Annotated in this window: 16 protein-coding genes and 1 riboswitch; of the genes, 7 read left to right on the top strand and 9 right to left on the bottom strand. The window is 60.6% G+C overall.

Translation table 11 applies throughout. The features are described from left to right. The first annotated feature begins 56 nt into the window (after nucleotides 1-56). Entirely contained in the window at nucleotides 57-725 is a 669-nt protein-coding gene (gene tenA / locus BCL93_RS05590) for a thiaminase II (RefSeq protein ID WP_112054124.1), read from the top strand. A gap of 134 nt (nucleotides 726-859) precedes the next feature. Beyond that, a riboswitch (TPP riboswitch) is annotated at nucleotides 860-987 on the top strand. A gap of 83 nt (nucleotides 988-1,070) precedes the next feature. Next, a complete protein-coding gene (thiC, locus tag BCL93_RS05585; protein WP_112054123.1) occupies nucleotides 1,071-3,041 on the top strand; it encodes a phosphomethylpyrimidine synthase ThiC in 1,971 nt (656 codons plus the stop codon). 115 nt (nucleotides 3,042-3,156) lie between these two features. Here the strand turns inward: thiC and BCL93_RS05580 are convergent, their stop codons facing one another. From BCL93_RS05580 to cyoA, 8 genes are all read right to left on the bottom strand, one after another. Then, nucleotides 3,157-3,693, bottom strand: a complete 537-nt coding sequence (locus BCL93_RS05580) for a porin family protein (RefSeq protein WP_112054122.1) — start codon at nucleotides 3,691-3,693, stop codon at nucleotides 3,157-3,159. A 317-nt stretch (nucleotides 3,694-4,010) separates the two neighbouring features. Beyond that, nucleotides 4,011-4,694, bottom strand: a complete 684-nt coding sequence (locus BCL93_RS05575; RefSeq protein ID WP_112054121.1) for a CBS domain-containing protein — start codon at nucleotides 4,692-4,694, stop codon at nucleotides 4,011-4,013. A 404-nt stretch (nucleotides 4,695-5,098) separates the two neighbouring features. Then, the gene (locus tag BCL93_RS05570) at nucleotides 5,099-5,710 is read right to left on the bottom strand and encodes a Yip1 family protein (protein ID WP_112054120.1); all 612 of its coding nucleotides are present in this window, start codon (nucleotides 5,708-5,710) and stop codon (nucleotides 5,099-5,101) included. Nucleotides 5,711-5,889: 179 nt separating this feature from the next. Next, the gene (cyoE, locus tag BCL93_RS05565; RefSeq protein ID WP_112054119.1) at nucleotides 5,890-6,777 is read right to left on the bottom strand and encodes a heme o synthase; all 888 of its coding nucleotides are present in this window, start codon (nucleotides 6,775-6,777) and stop codon (nucleotides 5,890-5,892) included. Between the two features lie 11 nt (nucleotides 6,778-6,788). Beyond that, nucleotides 6,789-7,118, bottom strand: a complete 330-nt coding sequence (gene cyoD, locus BCL93_RS05560; protein WP_112054118.1) for a cytochrome o ubiquinol oxidase subunit IV — start codon at nucleotides 7,116-7,118, stop codon at nucleotides 6,789-6,791. 1 nt (nucleotide 7,119) lies between these two features. Next, nucleotides 7,120-7,749 carry a cytochrome o ubiquinol oxidase subunit III gene (gene cyoC / locus BCL93_RS05555; protein WP_112054117.1) on the bottom strand — a complete coding sequence of 210 codons (630 nt, stop codon included), beginning with the start codon at nucleotides 7,747-7,749 and terminating at the stop codon, nucleotides 7,120-7,122. Between the two features lie 2 nt (nucleotides 7,750-7,751). Beyond that, a complete protein-coding gene (gene cyoB / locus BCL93_RS05550; RefSeq protein ID WP_112054116.1) occupies nucleotides 7,752-9,770 on the bottom strand; it encodes a cytochrome o ubiquinol oxidase subunit I in 2,019 nt (672 codons plus the stop codon). A 3-nt stretch (nucleotides 9,771-9,773) separates the two neighbouring features. Further along, nucleotides 9,774-10,769, bottom strand: a complete 996-nt coding sequence (gene cyoA / locus BCL93_RS05545; protein ID WP_112054115.1) for a ubiquinol oxidase subunit II — start codon at nucleotides 10,767-10,769, stop codon at nucleotides 9,774-9,776. A gap of 682 nt (nucleotides 10,770-11,451) precedes the next feature. Here cyoA and BCL93_RS05540 point away from each other — a divergent pair. The 5 genes from BCL93_RS05540 to BCL93_RS05520 all read left to right on the top strand — a co-directional run bounded on the left by BCL93_RS05540 (nucleotide 11,452) and on the right by BCL93_RS05520 (nucleotide 15,934). Further along, nucleotides 11,452-12,270 (top strand): outer membrane protein OmpK, encoded by an 819-nt coding sequence (locus BCL93_RS05540; protein ID WP_112054114.1) that lies wholly within the window; start codon nucleotides 11,452-11,454, stop codon nucleotides 12,268-12,270. 60 nt (nucleotides 12,271-12,330) lie between these two features. After that, complete coding sequence (locus BCL93_RS05535; protein ID WP_112054113.1) at nucleotides 12,331-13,599, top strand: NupC/NupG family nucleoside CNT transporter; 1,269 nt, start codon at nucleotides 12,331-12,333, stop codon at nucleotides 13,597-13,599. Between the two features lie 230 nt (nucleotides 13,600-13,829). Next, nucleotides 13,830-14,264 carry a cytidine deaminase gene (gene cdd / locus BCL93_RS05530; RefSeq protein ID WP_112054112.1) on the top strand — a complete coding sequence of 145 codons (435 nt, stop codon included), beginning with the start codon at nucleotides 13,830-13,832 and terminating at the stop codon, nucleotides 14,262-14,264. Nucleotides 14,265-14,510: 246 nt separating this feature from the next. Continuing rightward, a complete protein-coding gene (locus tag BCL93_RS05525; protein ID WP_181463036.1) occupies nucleotides 14,511-15,503 on the top strand; it encodes a DnaJ domain-containing protein in 993 nt (330 codons plus the stop codon). 2 nt (nucleotides 15,504-15,505) lie between these two features. Continuing rightward, nucleotides 15,506-15,934, top strand: a complete 429-nt coding sequence (locus tag BCL93_RS05520; RefSeq protein WP_181463035.1) for a hypothetical protein — start codon at nucleotides 15,506-15,508, stop codon at nucleotides 15,932-15,934. 83 nt (nucleotides 15,935-16,017) lie between these two features. On the opposite strand, the gene BCL93_RS05515 is transcribed toward BCL93_RS05520, so the two are convergent. Further along, complete coding sequence (locus tag BCL93_RS05515; protein ID WP_112054110.1) at nucleotides 16,018-18,372, bottom strand: mechanosensitive ion channel family protein; 2,355 nt, start codon at nucleotides 18,370-18,372, stop codon at nucleotides 16,018-16,020. Nucleotides 18,373-18,408 lie beyond the last annotated feature (36 nt).

The following is an 18,408-nucleotide window of genomic DNA, read 5'->3' as shown; positions in this document are numbered from 1 at the left end:
CCCCCGATACGCCTACCCTGCCCGTGCCCCGGATCACGACCGTCACCGGAGGCCAGATGGGCTACTGCTTCAGCGATCTCACCGCCACCTGCCAACAGGATTGGCACCGCTATATCGAGCACGACTTCGTGCGCACCCTCGGCGCCGGCACCCTCGATCAAAACGCCTTTCGCTGCTATCTACAACAAGACTACCTGTTCCTGATCCACTTTGCCCGCGCCTACGCGCTGGCCGCCTACAAGAGCCGTACCCTGAGCGACCTGCGCCAGGCCAAGGCGGGGCTTTCGACCATTCTGGATACCGAACTAGACCTGCATGTCGGTTTCTGCCGCGATTGGGGCATTTCCGAGACCGATCTGGCCGCAGTGCCCGAGGCCCGCGAGACACTGGCTTATACCCGCTATGTGCTCGAGGCCGGCCACCGCGGCGACCTTCTGGACCTCCACGTGGCGTTGGCGCCCTGCCTGATCGGCTACGGCGAAATCGCGACCTGGCTCAATACCCAACCCACCACGGTGCGCGGCGCGGCCAACCCTTTTGACGCCTGGATCACGCTGTACGAAGGCCCCGAGTTTCAGCAGGCCATGGTGGATGAAATGGCCTGGCTCGATGCGCGCCTAGCGGAGGTCGGGCCGCGACGCTTCCAGGAACTGAGCCAGATATTCAGCGAGGCCACACGGCTCGAGATCGATTTCTGGCAGATGGGCCTCGATCAGCGCAACTGAGCCTGTCTCACAGGGCCTGTCGCATAGGGCCTGTCGCACAGGGCCTGCCAAAATGGGCTCGCTGGAAAAGACCGCTCGGTTTGGTGGTGCCGAACGGCCATTGCAAGCCACCACCGGGAGCCAAGGCTCCCACCACTCGCTTGACGGGGTGCCGGTGATACCGGCTGAGATCATCCAACAGGCGCTAAAGGCGCCTGACAGGACGGATCCCGTTGAACCTGACCTGGCTAGGACCAGCGTAGGGATCAAGCGACAGGCAGGCCGTTTCCCCGCCGGTGCCGAAAACCGCCTGCCCCTGTCTCTCCTTCGCTTGTCCTCCCTGATGTTACCGGGAGAACACATCGCATGAGCAACACCCAGCACTTTCTCAACGAGCAGGCCCGCGTCGATGCGGCCGCCATCGCGCCCATGACGGGCTCGCGCAAGCTCCATGTCGAGGGCTCGCGCCCGGACATCCGCGTGCCCTTTCGCGAAATCGCCCTGTCACCAACGACCACCACCGACGGCGTCGAGCACAACCCGCCGCTGCTGGTCTATGACACCTCCGGGCCCTACACCGATCCGGGTGCCGAGATCGACCTGCGCCGCGGCTTGCCTGCCCTGCGCCAAACCTGGATCGATGAGCGCGACGACACCGACTGGCTGGATGGCCCCAGTTCGGGGTATGGCCGGCGCCGCGCCAACGACCCCATGCTGGCGCCACTGCGCTTCGAGTTGCAACGCTCTCCAAGGCGCGCAAGCCCCGGAAAGGATGGCAAGGCCGGCAACGTCACCCAGCTCTACTATGCCCGCCAGGGCATCGTCACCCCGGAGATGGAGTTCATCGCCATCCGCGAGAATTTGCGCCGCCAGGCGCGCTGTTCAACGTATACGGGTTCGGAAGAGGTAGAGCACATCCTTGACCACCAGCACCCAGGACAGGGCTTCGGTGCCAGGCTCCCCGAGGAGATCACACCCGAGTTCGTGCGCGACGAGGTGGCCGCCGGACGTGCCATCATCCCCTGCAACATCAATCATCCGGAATCCGAGCCGATGATTATCGGCCGCAACTTCCTGGTGAAGATCAACGGCAACCTGGGCAACTCGGCGGTGACCTCTTCGATCGAGGATGAGGTCGACAAGATGACCTGGGGCATCCGTTGGGGCTCGGACACCATCATGGACCTATCCACCGGCCAGAACATCCACGAGACCCGGGAGTGGATCATCCGCAACGCGCCGGTGCCGGTGGGCACCGTGCCCATCTACCAGGCGCTGGAGAAGGTAAATGGCGTGGCTCAGGATCTGACCTGGGAGGTGTTTCGCGACACTTTGATCGAGCAGGCCGAACAGGGTGTCGATTACTTCACCATTCATGCAGGCGTGCTCTTGCGCTACGTGCCGCTGACGGCAAAGCGGGTCACCGGCATCGTCTCCCGGGGCGGGTCGATCATGGCCAAGTGGTGCCTCTATCACCATCAGGAGAGCTTTCTCTATACCCACTTCGAGGAAATCTGCGAGATCTGCAAGCAGTACGATGTCGCCTTCTCGCTGGGAGACGGCTTGCGCCCGGGCTCGGTGGCCGATGCCAACGACGCGGCCCAGTTCGCCGAGCTCGAGACCCTCGGTGAGCTGACGCGCATCGCCTGGAAGCATGACGTCCAGGTGATGGTCGAGGGACCCGGCCACGTGCCCATGCACCTGATCAAGGAAAACATGGACAAGCAACTTACCGAGTGCGACGAGGCGCCCTTCTACACCCTAGGGCCGCTGACCACCGATATCGCGCCGGGCTATGATCACATCACCTCCGGCATCGGTGCCGCCATGATCGGCTGGTACGGCTGCGCCATGCTCTGCTATGTGACCCCCAAGGAGCATTTGGGCCTTCCCAACAAGGACGACGTCAAGACCGGCATCATCACCTACAAGATCGCCGCCCATGCCGCGGATCTTGCTAAGGGCCATCCCGCCGCCCAGCGTCGGGACAATGCGCTGTCCAAGGCGCGCTTCGAGTTCCGCTGGGAGGATCAGTTCAATCTGGGGCTGGATCCGGACACGGCCAGGGAATACCACGACGAGACCCTGCCCAAGGACTCGGCCAAGGTGGCCCATTTCTGCTCGATGTGTGGGCCCAAGTTCTGCTCGATGAAGATCAGTCAGGAAGTGCGAGACCATGTTTCCAATAACGCGATCAAAGACGGGACCCAGGGAGAGACCCGAGACGAGGCATCTGACCGTCGCCTCGACGATGACCCGAAAGCGGTAAAAAAGGGCATGGAGGAGCAGGCCCAAGCCTTCCGGGATGCCGGCGCCCGGCTCTATCAGCAGGTCTGAGACACCCGCCCACGCTCACTTCGGCAAAAGGCCCCGCCATGACTGACATGGACGGGGCCTGGTTGTGGCCGCTGGCGTCATGCATGACGCCAGAACACAGCAGCGTCTGCCGGCATCAGAAGCGGTAGGTAGCGCCCAGACTGAAACCGTCGAAGGTGAAATTGTCTTCATCGAGATAGCGGATGTAGTCGGCGCCGAAAGACAGGTTACGGCTCATATCAAACTCTGCGCCGACACCGCCGGAGAAACCGCTCTCACTGTCATCGCCGTTGAAAGTGACGTCATTGAAGGAAACCTCACTGGCACCCAGCAATGCATAGAGCCGGAATTCCCGGGAGACCGGCAGGAAGCCCTTGGCGAAGATGCCTGCCAGGTAATCCAGATCGATATCCACGCCACCAATCGAATCCGACCCGCCGGTGGCCAGGTGGCCCTCAATGGCAAAGTAGTCGTTGAACTGCATGCCGGCTCTCAGTCGTAACGCTTCGCTCTCGGCGGAGGAGCTTCCCTGCGGATCGAAGTTCCAGAACATGACATCGGCGCCAAGGTAGGCCGCCGGTGTAATACTCATCTGTTCTGCCTGTGCACTGCCCGACACACCCAAGGCCCCCACCACGGCGCAAGCCGCCACCGGCGCTATCAATCGCTTCATGACTCATCTCCTCCGTTAGAAATCCCGATCACGGCACTGTTATCCGACGATGTCGTCCAACGCGCTTAATCGACTGCCGCAGCCAACCGCATTGAACAACCATTCCGACTCACCGAATTGACTAACAACGCTAATCAAGCCGGATTTTCAAACAGTGTTTTATATCCCTATTCTAACGTGGATCATTTTCCATGATTGCGCCAGTAAATTATGTGATCGACAGCGGTTGGCGATCACCGCGAGAAAGCGACCACTCACTCGCAGATTAGTCGCAATTGACGAAATGCAGGCCACTTAAGGCAATACACTACTAGATACTACAAGGCGCCAAACCCCAGCGGCATGCGGCTCATATTGTTCTCGACCCGTTTGACGCCTGGCTGGTTCTCGGCGGCCAGCTGTACCGCCTTCATTTCCTCATCACTGGCGACCAGGCCCCACAGCTCGACGACTCCGTCCTTGACGATAACGTTGACGCGTACGGTGTTGAGCTTGTCCTCGATCTCCTTGCTGAGCGCTTCACGCAGGCTGCGGTCATCGACCGTTCCCTCGCTGGCCGGCGGAGTGATGGCCAGGCCTTGCAGCAGGTTGGAACGACTGACGATGCCTACCAACTTGCCGTCCCGGGTCACCGGCACCCGCTTGATATGGCGCTTCTCGAGTAGCCGGGCAATATCAGCGACGCGGACATCTTCCTCCACCTCGACCACCGGGTGGGACATGATGTCTCGTGCCGTATGGCCATGTGTCTTGATGTAGCTGGCCGCCGTTTCGGGCCCCGAAGAGACCAGCGCCAGCCACCAAGGCGTGGGCTTCTCTGCCTGATTTTCGGCGCGTCCCATCAGGTCGCCTTCGCTGACCATACCCAGCAGATGCTGGTCATCATCGATCACGGGTACCGCACTGATATGGTGATCCAGCAACAGGCGAGCAATTTCCTGGACACCTGTCTCGGGGGAAACACTGATAACCGTTGGCGTCATGACATCGACAGCGTGCATGGTACATCCTCCTGATGAATGCTGATGGCACAGAATGGTCTGGCAAGCCTCGCGCTCGATGCTTGGCATGGCCTGAATGCGACGCGCGCAAGGGGGATGGTTTCGCCAGGGCCTACTTAAACTCTAGTGCTGCCCCGAGATAGCCACAAGGCGGGATGGCGACATGCCGCACCCCGTATCATGGGAGATAAGCCGACAATCGCCAGGTATCGGCTCGGCGTCTTGCCTAAGGTCGGCAGCGCCAGCTCTTTCAGTAAACGACAGCGCAGAGCCCAGGCAGATGACAGAACCCGGCACATGAACAGGGCGGCCAATGGGCTGCCCTGTTCATGTCTGTCATGCGTATCGGTAATGATGGGTCGCGAACCAGCGCTTCCTGCGCGGACATGCGACCCTTTGGCGCCTCAGTTCCCGAGCAGTGCCAGGATGATGCGCTCCCCGTAGCCCCAGAGCAGGACTGTCAGGCCCAGCAGCACCTCTAGCAGGAGCACCCCGATGCCGAGTGTGGAACTGGAGACGATGAAGCCTTCTTCGCGACTGATGTCGAGAAAAGCCGGAATGCCCAGGTAAAGCAGATAGGCGGTGTAGCAGAGCCCAAGAATACCGGCCAGCAGGCACAGCCAGATAATGGGATAGATAGCCACAAGACCGCTGATGAACATCGGCGTGGCCACATAGCCAGCGAACACGATGCACTCGCTCTGTTTCGGCGGGTTGGGCGTAAAACGCTTGGCCATGGCACGGATCACCTTGCCCACCGCATACACCGCCGAGAGTATCACCAGATAAAAAACGACGCCGGCCCCCAAAGCATCCAGGTAGCCGAGCTGTATCGTGGTCTCGCCCCCCAGCCCCCAGCCCACCTGGGTGGTGCCGATATAGGAGCAGATGACCGGGATGGCTGCCAGCAGCAGCACATGATGCTCGTAGAGGTGGGTGAGCGTCTCGCGCTCTCCCTTGATCTGTTTCCATTCGCGTTGCGGATGGGCCATCAAGCCCCAGACATGCGTCAGCATCCGGATACCTCCATCTATCAGCAGGAGAGATCGTCATGAACCGACCTCAAGCACACACATGAAGCGTGCCTTATCAGCAGTATAGTCAGAAGGAAGGAGGAAGCGTCGACGACGGTTATCACCGTCGTCTCAACGCTTTGGATTGTTCGGGGAGAGCTCTGAAAGAGATCAGGGTGAGATCAGCGCAGCGAAGTCCATAAAAGCGGCGCATTAGGGAGGGCGGCATCCAATGACATCATCAGACTCAGTGCCGTGATGGTGAGAATGGAAAATCCGAACACGCTCTTGGCCCAGCGCTCCTCGTCTTGGGCACGATAGCCCTTACACGCCAGGTACAGCCAATAGACTCCCATACCCAGAGCGACGATGAAGTAGCCGGGGCCGGCATAGCCCGCAATGCTCAGCGCCAGGGTCGCCGGAATGAACGCCAGGATATAGCCGAGGATGTGATGCTTGGCACGGTGAATGCCACGCACCACCGGCAATACCGGAATCGATGCAGCGCGATAGTCTTCCAGGCGGAAGATGGCAATCGCATAGGAATGCGGCATCTGCCACAGGCAGAAGATGGTCAGCAGCGTCATGGCACCGGTATCGAAGGTGCCGCTGACGGCACAGTAGCCCACTACCGGCGGTATGGCCCCAGAGAGGCTACCGACCAGGGTGCCGTATTCGGAATGACGCTTCATCCACAGGCTGTAGACGACGACATAGATAACGAAGCCAAACGTGGCCAGCCCAACCGTCAAGGCGTTGGTGCCCAGAGCCAGCAGGGCAAAGCCTGCCAGCCCCAGCGCCGTGGCGAACCACAGCGTAGCACCCGCGGTGACGCGCCCCTGTACCAGCGGACGATTCTGAGTGCGCCGCATCACGCGATCGATATCTTGGTCGATGACGTTGTTGAAGGCACATCCAGAGGCAATCACCAGCGCCAGACCCACCACGGCAGAGAGAAACAGCGGCAGATCGAACCCGCCCTGGGCGGCTAGAAAGTAGCCGCCCAGAACGGAGATCAAGTTACCGCCGATGATCCCCGGCTTGGTGAGTGTCAGGTAGTCCTTGAGCATGGAGGGCTGCGTTATCCGATCATCATGTTGAGGTTTAGATGATGCATGATCCACAGGGAACCTCCGATGACTAGAACCAGGATCGCCACGGCGAAGACGAACGACGTCAAGTTCCAGCCTTCGTCAGTCTTAGCGCTCATGTGCATGAACAGCACCAGCTGAACCAGCACCTGCAGCACCGCTGTCACAGTGATGACGCCGACCATCGCCAAGGGGCTGAAGTCGCCGCTCATCACTACCCCGAAGGGAATGATGGTCAGGACGATGGACAGAACCAAGCCCGTCACATAGGACTTGACGCTGCCATGACTGTTGTCGTGAGACGTTTGTGAGCCGCTCATATCACAGGACTCCCATCAGATAAACGAAGGAGAATACGCAGATCCAGACGATGTCCAGGAAGTGCCAGAAAAGGCTCAGGCACATGATCCGAGGACGAGTGAATTCATTCAGACCTTTTTTCTTGACCTGAATCAGCATCACCAGAATCCAGATCAAGCCGAAGGTCACGTGCAGGCCGTGGGTGCCGACCAGGGTAAAGAAGGCCGACAGGAAGGCACTACGATCCGGACCGAAGCCTTCATGGATCAGGTGCTGGAATTCGTAGATCTCCATCGCCACGAACGAAGCACCCAGGACGAAGGTGATCCACAGCCAGCGGCTGACCTTGGCCGCCTGATTGGCGTTCATTGCCAGCACGGCCATACCGTAAGTAAAGCTCGAGAACAGCAGCAGGAAGGTCTCGACCAGCACAAACGGTAGCTCAAAGATCTCGCCCGGTGTCGGCCCACCAGCCGTGCCCTTCAGTAGCACGGCAAAGGTGGCAAACAGCGACCCGAAGATCACCAGGTCGCTCATCAGGTAGACCCAGAAACCGAACAGTTTGGTGCCCGCGGTATCGTGGTGATCGTCGTGATGATCCTGGTCATGCCCGTGGGCATGACCTTGGTTGCTAAGAGTATCGGTTGCCATGATTAGCTCTGCGTCTCCAGCCGAGTTGAGTGCGCGAGATCACCCTTCTGCTTCAAGCGCTGACGATGCTCGCGCTCGATGCGCTCCACTTCCGCCGCAGGGACGTAGTAGTCGACGTCATCGTTGAAGATCCGCGCCATGAAGGTCGCAAACACACCAATGCCACCCACGATAGCCAACCACCAGATGTGCCACACCAGAGCAAAGCCGGCGATGGTCGCAAACAGTGCCATGACCGGGCCTTCCCAGGTGTTCTTCGGCATGTGGATATCCTCGTAGGGCGCCTCGGACAGCGGCGGCACGCCACCGTTAGCCTTCTTGGCATCCCAGAACCCATCCACGTCCGTCACTTCAGGCAGGTGCGCGAAGTTATAGAACGGCGCCGGCGAAGAGGTAGCCCACTCGAGGGTACGTGCGTCCCACGGATCGCCAGACACATCTTCGTTCTGCTTGCGATCACGGATGCTGACGTAGAACTGGATCAAGGTGCAGGCAATACCGGCCGCGATAATCAATGCACCCACCCAGGCCACAATCATCAGTGGCTGCCACTCGGGGTTGTTATAGGACTGCATGCGACGCACGGCACCAAAGAAGCTCAGTACATACAGCGGCATGAAGGCCACATAGAAGCCGGTGATCCAGCACCAGAAGGAACGCTTGCCCCACTTTTCGTTCAGGGTGAAGCCGAAGGCCTTCGGGAACCAGTAGGTCAGACCCGCCATCATGCCGAACACCACGCCGCCGATGATGACGTTGTGGAAGTGGGCGATGACGAACAGGCTGTTGTGCAGCACGAAGTTCGCCGCCGGCACCGACAGCATCACGCCGGTCATGCCGCCAATGGTGAAGGTAATGATGAAGCCCAGGGTCCACAGCACCGGGGACGTGATCTCCAGACGGCCGCGGTACATGGTGAACAGCCAGTTGAAGATCTTAACACCGGTGGGGATGGCGATGATCATCGTCATGATGCCAAAGAAGGCATTGACGTTGGCGCCGGCGCCCATGGTGAAGAAGTGGTGCAGCCAGACCACGAACGACAGAACTGTGATCGCCACCGTGGCCCAGACCATGGTGTTGTAGCCGAACAGGCGCTTCTTGGCGAAGGTCGCGATGACCTCTGAGAAGACACCGAATGCCGGCAGGATCAGGATGTACACCTCAGGATGGCCCCAGGCCCAGATGAGGTTGACGTACATCATCATGTTGCCACCGAGGTCGGTGGTGAAGAAGTGCATGCCCAGGTAACGATCGAGGGTCAGCAACGCGATGGTCGCGGTCAGGATCGGGAAGGAGGCAATGATCAACACGTTGGCGCAGAGCGACGTCCAAGTAAAGATCGGCAGACGGAACATCGTCATGCCCTTGGTACGCATCTTGATGATCGTGACGAAGAAGTTGATCCCCGTCATGGTCGTACCTATCCCCGATATCTGTAACGCCCATATCCAGTAGTCCACGCCGACGCCGGGACTGTAGTCGAGTCCCGATAGTGGCGCGTAGGCTAACCAGCCCGTCTTGGCGAACTCACCGACGAAAAGTGACACGTTGACTAGGATCACACCCGCCGCGAACAACCAGAAGCTCAGGTTGTTAAGGAACGGGAAGGCCACGTCACGCGCACCGATCTGCAACGGCACCACCAAGTTCATCAGGCCGATGACCATGGGCATGGCAACGAAGAAGATCATGATCACGCCGTGGGCGGTGAAGATCTGGTCGTAGTGCGAAGGCGGCAAGAAGCCCTCCGCCCCGGCCGACGCCATGGCCAGCTGGGAGCGCATCATAAGGGCGTCCGCGAAGCCGCGAATCAGCATCACCAAGGCAACGATGAAGTACATGATGCCAAGCTTCTTGTGGTCAATGGAGGTGATCCATTCCTTCCACAAGTAGCCCCACTTCTTGAAGTACGTGATGGCGCCCGTCATCCCGAGCCCGCCCAACACGATGGCCGCAACGGTCACCATGATGATCGGCTCGTCGTACGGGACCGCCTCTAGACTGAGTTTTCCGAACATAATTTACTCCGCTGCCTCCGCGCTCATGGGCTCGCCGTGAGACTCGTCCGATTCGCCATGACTTTCGTCGCTGTGACCATGGCCAAAGCCATCGGCATAGCTGTCGGCATATTTTGCCACACGCTCTTCGTGGTCACCGCCGGCATGGAAGCTCTTGATGATGCTCTCGTAGAGAGCCGGGGATACCTCAGAAAAGTACTGGATCTCGTTGACCTCGGTGGGCGCAGCGAGGTCGTAATACTCATCAGGGAAGGTCAGTGACTCAGACGACTCACGTACCTTGGACACCCAAGCCTCGAAGTCTTGCTGGGAGCCGACGTGAGCATCGAACGTCATATCCGAGAAGCCAGCACCACTGTAGTTTGTGGAGCGACCGGGATAGACCCCTTGCTCATCGGCGATCAGATGAACATCGTTATCCATGCCGGCCATGGCGTAGATCTGGCTGCCCAGGCGAGGAATGAAGAAAGAGTTCATCACCGAGCCAGAGGTGACGCGGAAGCGCACCGGAGTATCCTCTGGGAAGGCCAGCTCGTTGACCGTGGCAATGCCCTGTTCCGGATAGATGAACAGCCATTTCCAGTCCAGTGAGACCGCCTCGATGACGATCGGCTCCTGAGCATTGTCCCCTTCGGCCTGAATGGGCTTGTGAGGATCCAGGCTGTGTGAGGTATACCAGGTCAACACCGCCAGGAAGGCAACGATCACGCAGGGCACGAACCACACCACCGCTTCGACTTTGTTGGAGTGGTGCCAGTCGGGGCTATAAGTGGCATTCCGGTTGCTGCGGCGATAGCGCCAAGCGAAGGCGATAGTCATCACGATTACCGGAATGACAACGATCTGCATCAGACCGAACGCAGTCAGAATCAGGGTTCGCTGCTCTTCCCCGACCTGCCCCTTAGGATCCATCAGCGCCGAGTCACACCCTGTCAGTAACAGGGCAAGCGACACGAGCACCAGCGGACTCAGCACACGTAAGTACTTCTTTCTTCTCATCCTACGACCTCGTCAGGGCACGAAATCAGGCTAACCTTAGTACTGGTTGAAAATTAGTACTGGTTGAAAATTAGCCGGCTAATGTATGCGCACAACAAATGCCACAACCGTCGCGTCCTGGGTCCTTATCCATGACCGCAAGCAGCATCCGATGCAGCAAAGGGCTATCACGCATCGCAGCCAGACCTTATGAGCAAACGCTCAGCTACCACAAAGGTCTGGCTACACTGACCGCGTATCGTCGGAGAAATACCCCCCACGCAACAGTGACGATTTGTCGCAGGGGTGTCGCAGGTAGCGCACAGGTGAGGCGACGCGAGATGCCAGGAAAGCCTAACACGAGGCGCCGTAGGGAGGGTTGAGAAGGAGGGAAGGGCGAAATGCTTGCAGGAAGGAATCCCGAGCCTGCGACAACATGCCCTGCTGACCCTGCTTCTTCATCAGCAATATCGGCTCGTCCCGCTGTATCGCTGAGCAAGCAGCTGATCATGAGAGCATGAGAAAGCGCAACCTAGCGTTGGTGCAAAAAATTGTTAGATGCGTCATACCATTTGGTATTATTTCCACCAGCAGGTTCCTGCTTCTCCGGGTGCTCTAGCGTTACAGCAACACGCGTTCTCAAAACACGCATTTACAGAACACGCATTTCCAAAACAATAGACGAACCAAGGCAATTGCTATCATGTCCTCCCCTTCCCTGCGCCGAGCGTCCACTCTGCTCTGCACAAGCGCCCTTCTGGCATTTTGCAGTGCGCCGGTCCAGGCCGCAGACATGGACCCGATCTGGTCCTTCGCCAACGTCTCGGTGAACTACCTCGACTGGTCAGCCGGCACGGAGGAGCGCACCTCGACCAACGCCGCCAAGAGCGACTTCACCTTTCTCGAACTAGAGGGTGGCGCCGGCTTCGCCTGGGGCGAGTTCTACGGCTTCTTCGACCTGGAGAACCCGGGCAACGATCAGTTCGACGAACAGAGCGGTGGCAAGGACAACTTCCGTACCGCCGGCAAGCTCACCTCCCATATCTATCTGGGTGACTCGCCCTTCACGATCTACGCTCACCTTTATGACTTCCGTGACTATGGCTACAACGGCCGCGAACAGGACCAGGTCCTGGGTGTGGGCTATATCCAGACCTTCGACAACGGCCTGTGGTTCAAGCCCTTCCTGGGTGCGGCGCGCGTGCAGAGTGATGGCTACACCGGCATGAACGGTTACATGGCCGGCTGGGTTCTGGGCTATGGCTTCGAGGCACTCGGCCAGCAGTTCAGCGTCACCAACTGGCATGAACAGACCTTCGCGCGCGACGATGACTACCTCGCGCAGAATTATGTCGGCGACAAGGCGGAAAGCGTTGGCACCAATGGAGCGGTTTCATTATGGTGGCACCCGATTTCAAGCGTGACCACCGGCGTTCAGTACCGTTACTCGGACAATAAGCTAGGCACCCCCGAGGACTATCAGAACGCCGTCATCTACACGCTCAAGTACAACTTCCTGTAATGCCCAGGGCCCGGGTCGCCTCGCCGCCCGGGCAGCATTCGCTCCCATGAAGGACTTCCCATGACCATAATCATGAGCTTGGTGGGGATGGCGACGCTCATCCTGATCGCCCTCGTGTTTTCCTCCAACCGGCGCGCTATCCGCCTGCGCACCGTGGGTGGCGCCTTCGCTATCCAGGCCGGCATCGGCGCCTTCGTGCTGTACGTGCCTTTCGGCCAGTCAGTCCTCAAGACCATCTCGGATGCCGTCAGTCAGGTGGTGAGCTATGCCAACGACGGCATCGACTTCCTGTTCGGCGGGCTGGCCGACCCCTCCGGCGTGGGCTTCATCTTTGCCATCAAGGTCCTGCCGGTCATCATCTTTTTCTCGTCGCTGATCGCGGTGCTCTACTACCTGGGCATCATGCAGTGGGTGATCCGCCTGCTTGGCGGCGCGCTGCAGAAGGTGCTCGGCACCTCGCGCACCGAGTCGCTATCGGCCACCGCCAACATCTTCGTTGGCCAGACCGAAGCACCGCTAGTGGTGCGCCCCTTCATCAACAACATGACCTCCTCGCAGCTGTTTGCGGTGATGTGTGGTGGCCTTGCCTCGGTGGCGGGCTCGGTGCTGGCGGGCTATGCGGCGCTGGGCATTCCCATGGAATATCTGGTCGCGGCCTCTTTCATGGCGGCGCCGGGTGGCCTGCTATTCGCCAAGCTGCTGATGCCAGAGACCGAGACGCCCAAGGATGACGATGCCGACTCCATCCAGCACGTCCAGGATGACGACCAGCCAGCCAACGTGCTTGATGCGGCCGCCTCCGGCGCCAGCTCCGGTATGCGCCTGGCCGCCAACGTCGGCGCCATGCTGCTGGCCTTCATCGGCCTGATCGCACTGATCAACGGCATTCTCGGCGGCGTCGGCGGCTGGTTCGGTCTGGAGTCGCTGAGCCTTGAGCAGCTGCTAGGCTGGCTTTTCTCGCCACTGGCCTTCCTGCTCGGCATTCCCTGGGAGGAAGCCAACCTGGCAGGCTCCTTCATCGGCCAGAAGCTGGTGGTCAACGAGTTCGTCGCCTACATCAACCTGGCGCCCTACATCGAAGGCGAGCAGATGGTTGCCGCCACCGGTGCGGCCATGTCGGTGCACACCGTGGCCATCCTTTCCTTTGCCCTGTGCGGCTTCGCCAACCTGTCCTCGATCGCCATCCTGCTCGGCGGCCTGGGCAGCCTGGCACCGGGGCGTCGCCACGAGATTGCCCGCTTCGGCGTCAAGGCCGTATTGGCGGGCACCTTGTCCAACCTGATGTCGGCCACCATCGCGGGCTTCTTCATCGCACTGGCCGCCGGCTGACGCAGCGCCTTTCACCCCTCCTGCCGCCCCGAGCCCCTGGCCGGGGCGGTACTGGTTGAGCGCCCGCCAGCAGCCATGCTTTTTTGGCGATATGCTGGAAAAAGCTCGCCCTGCCGACGCGCCCTAACCTGAAGAGTACGGCCCAACGAGTACTGCCCAAACAAGTACAGCCAAATAAGTACTATGAAATTAAGTACTACCAAATAAGTACTGCCAAGAGAGCCGCTCCCATGCCCGACGCTTCCGCTACCCTCGATGCCTCGCTGCGTGCGCAGTTGATCGCCACCCGCAACCGCGCCTATGTGCCCTATTCACAGCACCCGGTGGGTGCGGCGTTGCAAACGCCCGAAGGAGAATGGTTTCTCGGTTGCAACGTCGAGATTGCCAACTACAAGGGGCTTTGCGCCGAGGCTTCGGCGATCGCCGCCATGGTCTCTTCAGGCACCCAACAGATCGCCACGCTTTACGTGATCGGCCCGGGCGAGCACTTGTGCACGCCCTGCGGCGACTGTCGCCAGCGCATTCGCGAATTTGCCTCCCCGGCCACGCGCATTCATGTGCTTAACGCCGAGGGCCAGGTACTCAAGAGCTACGATATGGAGACCCTGCTGCCTGATTCTTTCGGCCCGGAAAACATCGGCAAGTCCTCGCCGATGAGTACCTGACCCCAGACCCTAGACTGGAAAGCGCCACCCCCTCGACGTAGCATGCCGACGGGGCCGTGGGACGGATTAAAGCCCTGACGCCTGACGCCGATACTCTTTGGATACGTATTTGTCGATAGGATCTGTCACTCTTGATCGGCATACGTATTTCTTGACCGGCATAAGTAGTAACCGGCTGTCGACGCCTCACGGCTGCAGATGCCGCATCATGACAATAATTGTCCCGTGAGACACTTCGGAGCCAGAATGCCCAGCGGTCGCTTCAACCCCTTCGAGACCCTATTGCTGACCAGTCGAAGCCAGGCCGATACCGCCGGGCTGCTGCTGCTTGCTTGGGTGATGGCCTGTCGGGGGCCTCTCAATGAAGCACAGCGCCGTCACCTCACGGAATTGGCCAGCGAATGCCGCCACGGCCATGACCTGGAACCGATCTTCGCCCTGGCCGACCGTCAGGACTTCGATGCCATCCAGCTTGCCGCCGAGGTGATGCAAAAGGACCGTGGCGGCGAACAGGCCTATCCCTTTCTGCGCCAGGCGATCGCCGTGTCCGTCGTCGACGGCGAGCCCAGCATTTCCCAACATCATGTGCTGCGCTTTCTTGCCGACCTGCTGGGCGTCATCCCTTCCTTGTTCGCCACTCTCTATGCCGAACAGGCAGGGCGACCCTACGCCGTGCCCGAGGACCCCAGTCGCCGCGATTACTGGCTGGCCAAGGAACACCAGCGCCAGCAGGAAGAGGCACGACAACACGAGCAAGATGAGAGACGCCGCGAGCAGGAAGCACGAGAACGACAGGAACAGGAGCTTCGCCGGCAGCGTGAGCGACGCGAACAGGAAGCCCGCGAGCGCGAAAGACAGCGCCAGGAGAATGCTCGCCAAGAAAGGGCTCATCGGGAAAGAGCGCAGCAGGAAAGAGCGAGGCAGGACCAGGCTCGAGAGGAACGGGCTCGGCAAGAACGGCAACGCCAGGAAAAAGCTCGCCAGGAGCGTAGCAACGCGGGCCAGAACCAACGCTGGCAGCAGGCGCCACCCAACGATGCGCGCGCCCATCGCGCCCTGGCGGTGCTTGGCTTGCCTCCCGGGGCTAGCCGCGGCGAGATTCGCAAGGCCTATCGCCGCATGGCCCAGACCCACCATCCCGACCGTTTCTTCGCCGAGGGCGAGGCACGCATGGCAACGGCCTCTCAGCGTTTCCAGCGGATCAAGAACGCCTATGAATATCTAATGCGAGCTAGCTGAGCATGCGGGATCTCTATCAGCGACTGGGACTGCCCAATGATGCCAACGATAAGGACATCCAGCGGGCTATCGAGGCCTGCCATCACAACGCCCTCAAGGCCGATGCCAGAATAGTGCTGGGCGAACCCGAGCGCCGTGAAGAATACGATGCCCTGCACGGCACCCTGCGCGATATCGGCCTGCTGCGCGCAAGACTCGGTCTGACCCACGGCCCCTTCTGGCAGGACAATACCGCCAACGACTTCTCGCTGCCGCCGGATAACACCGGCGCCCGTCACGACCTGCTGATAGCACGGGTCGAGCGCGCCGTCGGCTTGCACGACGGTTGGCGGAAGTGGCGCGCCCCCTGGCTGTTGGCGATGCTGCTGATCGGGGCCACGGTGCTCGGCGCGGCAGCAGGCGCGGCGCTCTACCATTACTGGCTGGTCTGAACGCACACTACCGCCAACCGTTCACCTCGCCAGTAGCCTCTGAACTGCCCCCGCTATTTTCGCACTCCCCTCATTGAGCCGTTTTAGCCTACTCCGGGTGTCCCCTGATCACGCCTGGCCCCCGGCGGTGCGGCACGCCCAGCCTCGCCCGGCGAACGACCCAACACATCACGCCCTGAGTCTTCGCTCGCTGTCTCCGTTTCGGCTTCCGGTTCCGGCGCCTGCTCATCCAGCGCCTCGCCACCGCGACCTTCCATCTGCACGCTCAAACGCGGCATCGCAAGATCCAGGCCATCCTCTTCCAGGCGCTGCTTGAACCGCAGGTTGAAGGCGCGCGCCACGTCCCATTGCATGACCGGCGCCGTGCGCATGCGCATGCGCAGCACCGCAGCACCCTCCTCGAAGCGCTCGATGCCCTGCATCTCAAGCGCCGACCAGATGTGATGGCGCATCAGGGGGTCATGGCGCAGATCGTCGGCGACTTCCCGCACCAGCGTAATGCCATCATCGATCTTCATCTCATGGGGAATGCGCAAGCGCATCAAGGCGATACCGAATTGGCGCGACATGTTGTGGATCGATTTGATCTGGCTGAAGGTGATGGTGTGGACAATGCCATCGAGATCGCGCAGCCGCACGGTGCGCAGGGTCAGCCCCTCGACGGTGCCCAGGTGACCGCCCAGATCGACGAAGTCATCGATGGCCAACGAATCCTCAATCAGGATAAAGATACCCGTGATCAGGTCCTGCACCAGCGTCTGGGCGCCGAAGCCGATCGCCAGGCCGATCACACCGGCACCGGCCAGCAGCGGCGTGACGTTGACCCCCAGGTTGGCCAGGGCAACGATCGAAGCGATCACCACGATGGTCGCGAAGACCACGTTGCGGATCAGCGGAGTGATGGTCTGAGCCCGGGCACTGTTGACGCGCCGCCCTCGGGAGCGGGCCGAGCTCGCCAACGCCCGCTGGATAGCGGTATCGGCAAAGATCCAGGCCAGCCAGGCGATCAGCAAGGTAAAACCGATGCTGATCAACGCCTGGCCAATACGCGCGCCGGCCGCCTCCTGGCCGACACCCAGCAGCGAACCGCCCCATACGCGCATCGATAGCTCGGCAAAGGTCGCCCAGCACAGCATGTGCGCCAGGGCATACCCGAAGCGCTCAAGGCGGCGTCGATACTGGGAAACCCGCCTGCGCCCTTCGAGTGTCGCGCCGTAACGGCGCAGCAGGCCATTGATCACCAACGTCAGGATCAGCAGCGCCGCGGTGCCGATGGCCCGGGGCAAGGCACCGCCAGCATCGCCCACGGTGACCACCAGCGCCACCAGCGAGACCCCCACCAGCAGCAGGGCGGGGACATGCCACAGACCGCCGAGTACCCGCACCACGTAATTGATCGTGCTTTGCGCCTTACGCTGCGAATACGGGCGGTTGCGGATCAGGTGCTTGATCGGCTGCTTGAAGCGCAGAATGAAGATACCGCTCATCATCGCCGCCAGCAGGTTAGTGACGATCGACAGGAAACCCGCCAGATCGCTGCCCAACTGGGCGATCAGCTGCGGGGAGTCCAGTGCGTCACCCAGCGCCATCAATGCACCGATCAGGAACAGTCGCCGCAAGGCCCGAGTCCGCAGGAAGCGCACGGCGATATAACGATGCCCGCGGGTAAAGGCCGAGAACACCACCTCGCAGGCCGACGCCAGCAGCCGTCCGCACAGCGACACATAGGCGGTGACCAGCGCCAGGCTGACCGCGGCATTGGGTTCCACGAACTGTGACAGTGCCAGCATGATGGCAAAGGCCACCGCCCAGGGCAGCAGGCGGCGCAGGAAATGCACGCCAAGCAGCCATGCCTTAGGTTCGCGCGGCAGTTCCAGCGGCACGCCGACGCGGCGCACCACCAGACGGGCAAGCGCCATCAGTAGTAGCAGCAGCCCGACCCACACCGACAGCATCACTGTGGCTTCAACGGCCAGGCGCAGCAACGCCGCATTGCCGGCGTTACTGGCAAGCTCTCCAACATCCTGCCAGGCCTGAATCAGTCGCTGCTGCCACAGGTCAAGCGGCGACTGTCCATCATCGGCCTGCTCCCCCAGTTCGTTGAAGGTATCCGCTAGAGCGCCCAGCAACCCCTGAGGCCCGGCATCAGGACTGCCACCGTCGACCTGAGCGGTGCTGTCGCGCAGCGCCTTCAGCTCTTCCAACAGCGCGCCCCGCCGCTCCGCGTTGTCGAGCGTCGCGATCACAGTATCCAAGGACTCCACCACCGCCTTGGGATTCGGCTGGCTGCTGGATGAGTCACCAGCAAGTCCCGTGAGCCCCAGGCCCGGCGCCTGTGCCTGCGCCATCGATGGCAACAGCAGCATGGTCAACAGGGTCAGCAGCCCCCAGATCAACCGATGGCTGACAAGCGAAGAGCATGGAGCAGGCTCGCTCATGAAGACTCCCTACGTGACTGAAAGTGAAAAGAAAGC

The organism is Onishia taeanensis, assembly GCF_003268885.1.
GTDB classification, from domain to species: Bacteria; Pseudomonadota; Gammaproteobacteria; order Pseudomonadales; family Halomonadaceae; genus Onishia; species Onishia taeanensis_A.
Note: the sequence above shows the minus strand (reverse complement) of the source record. Positions and strands in the feature narration are given on the sequence as shown.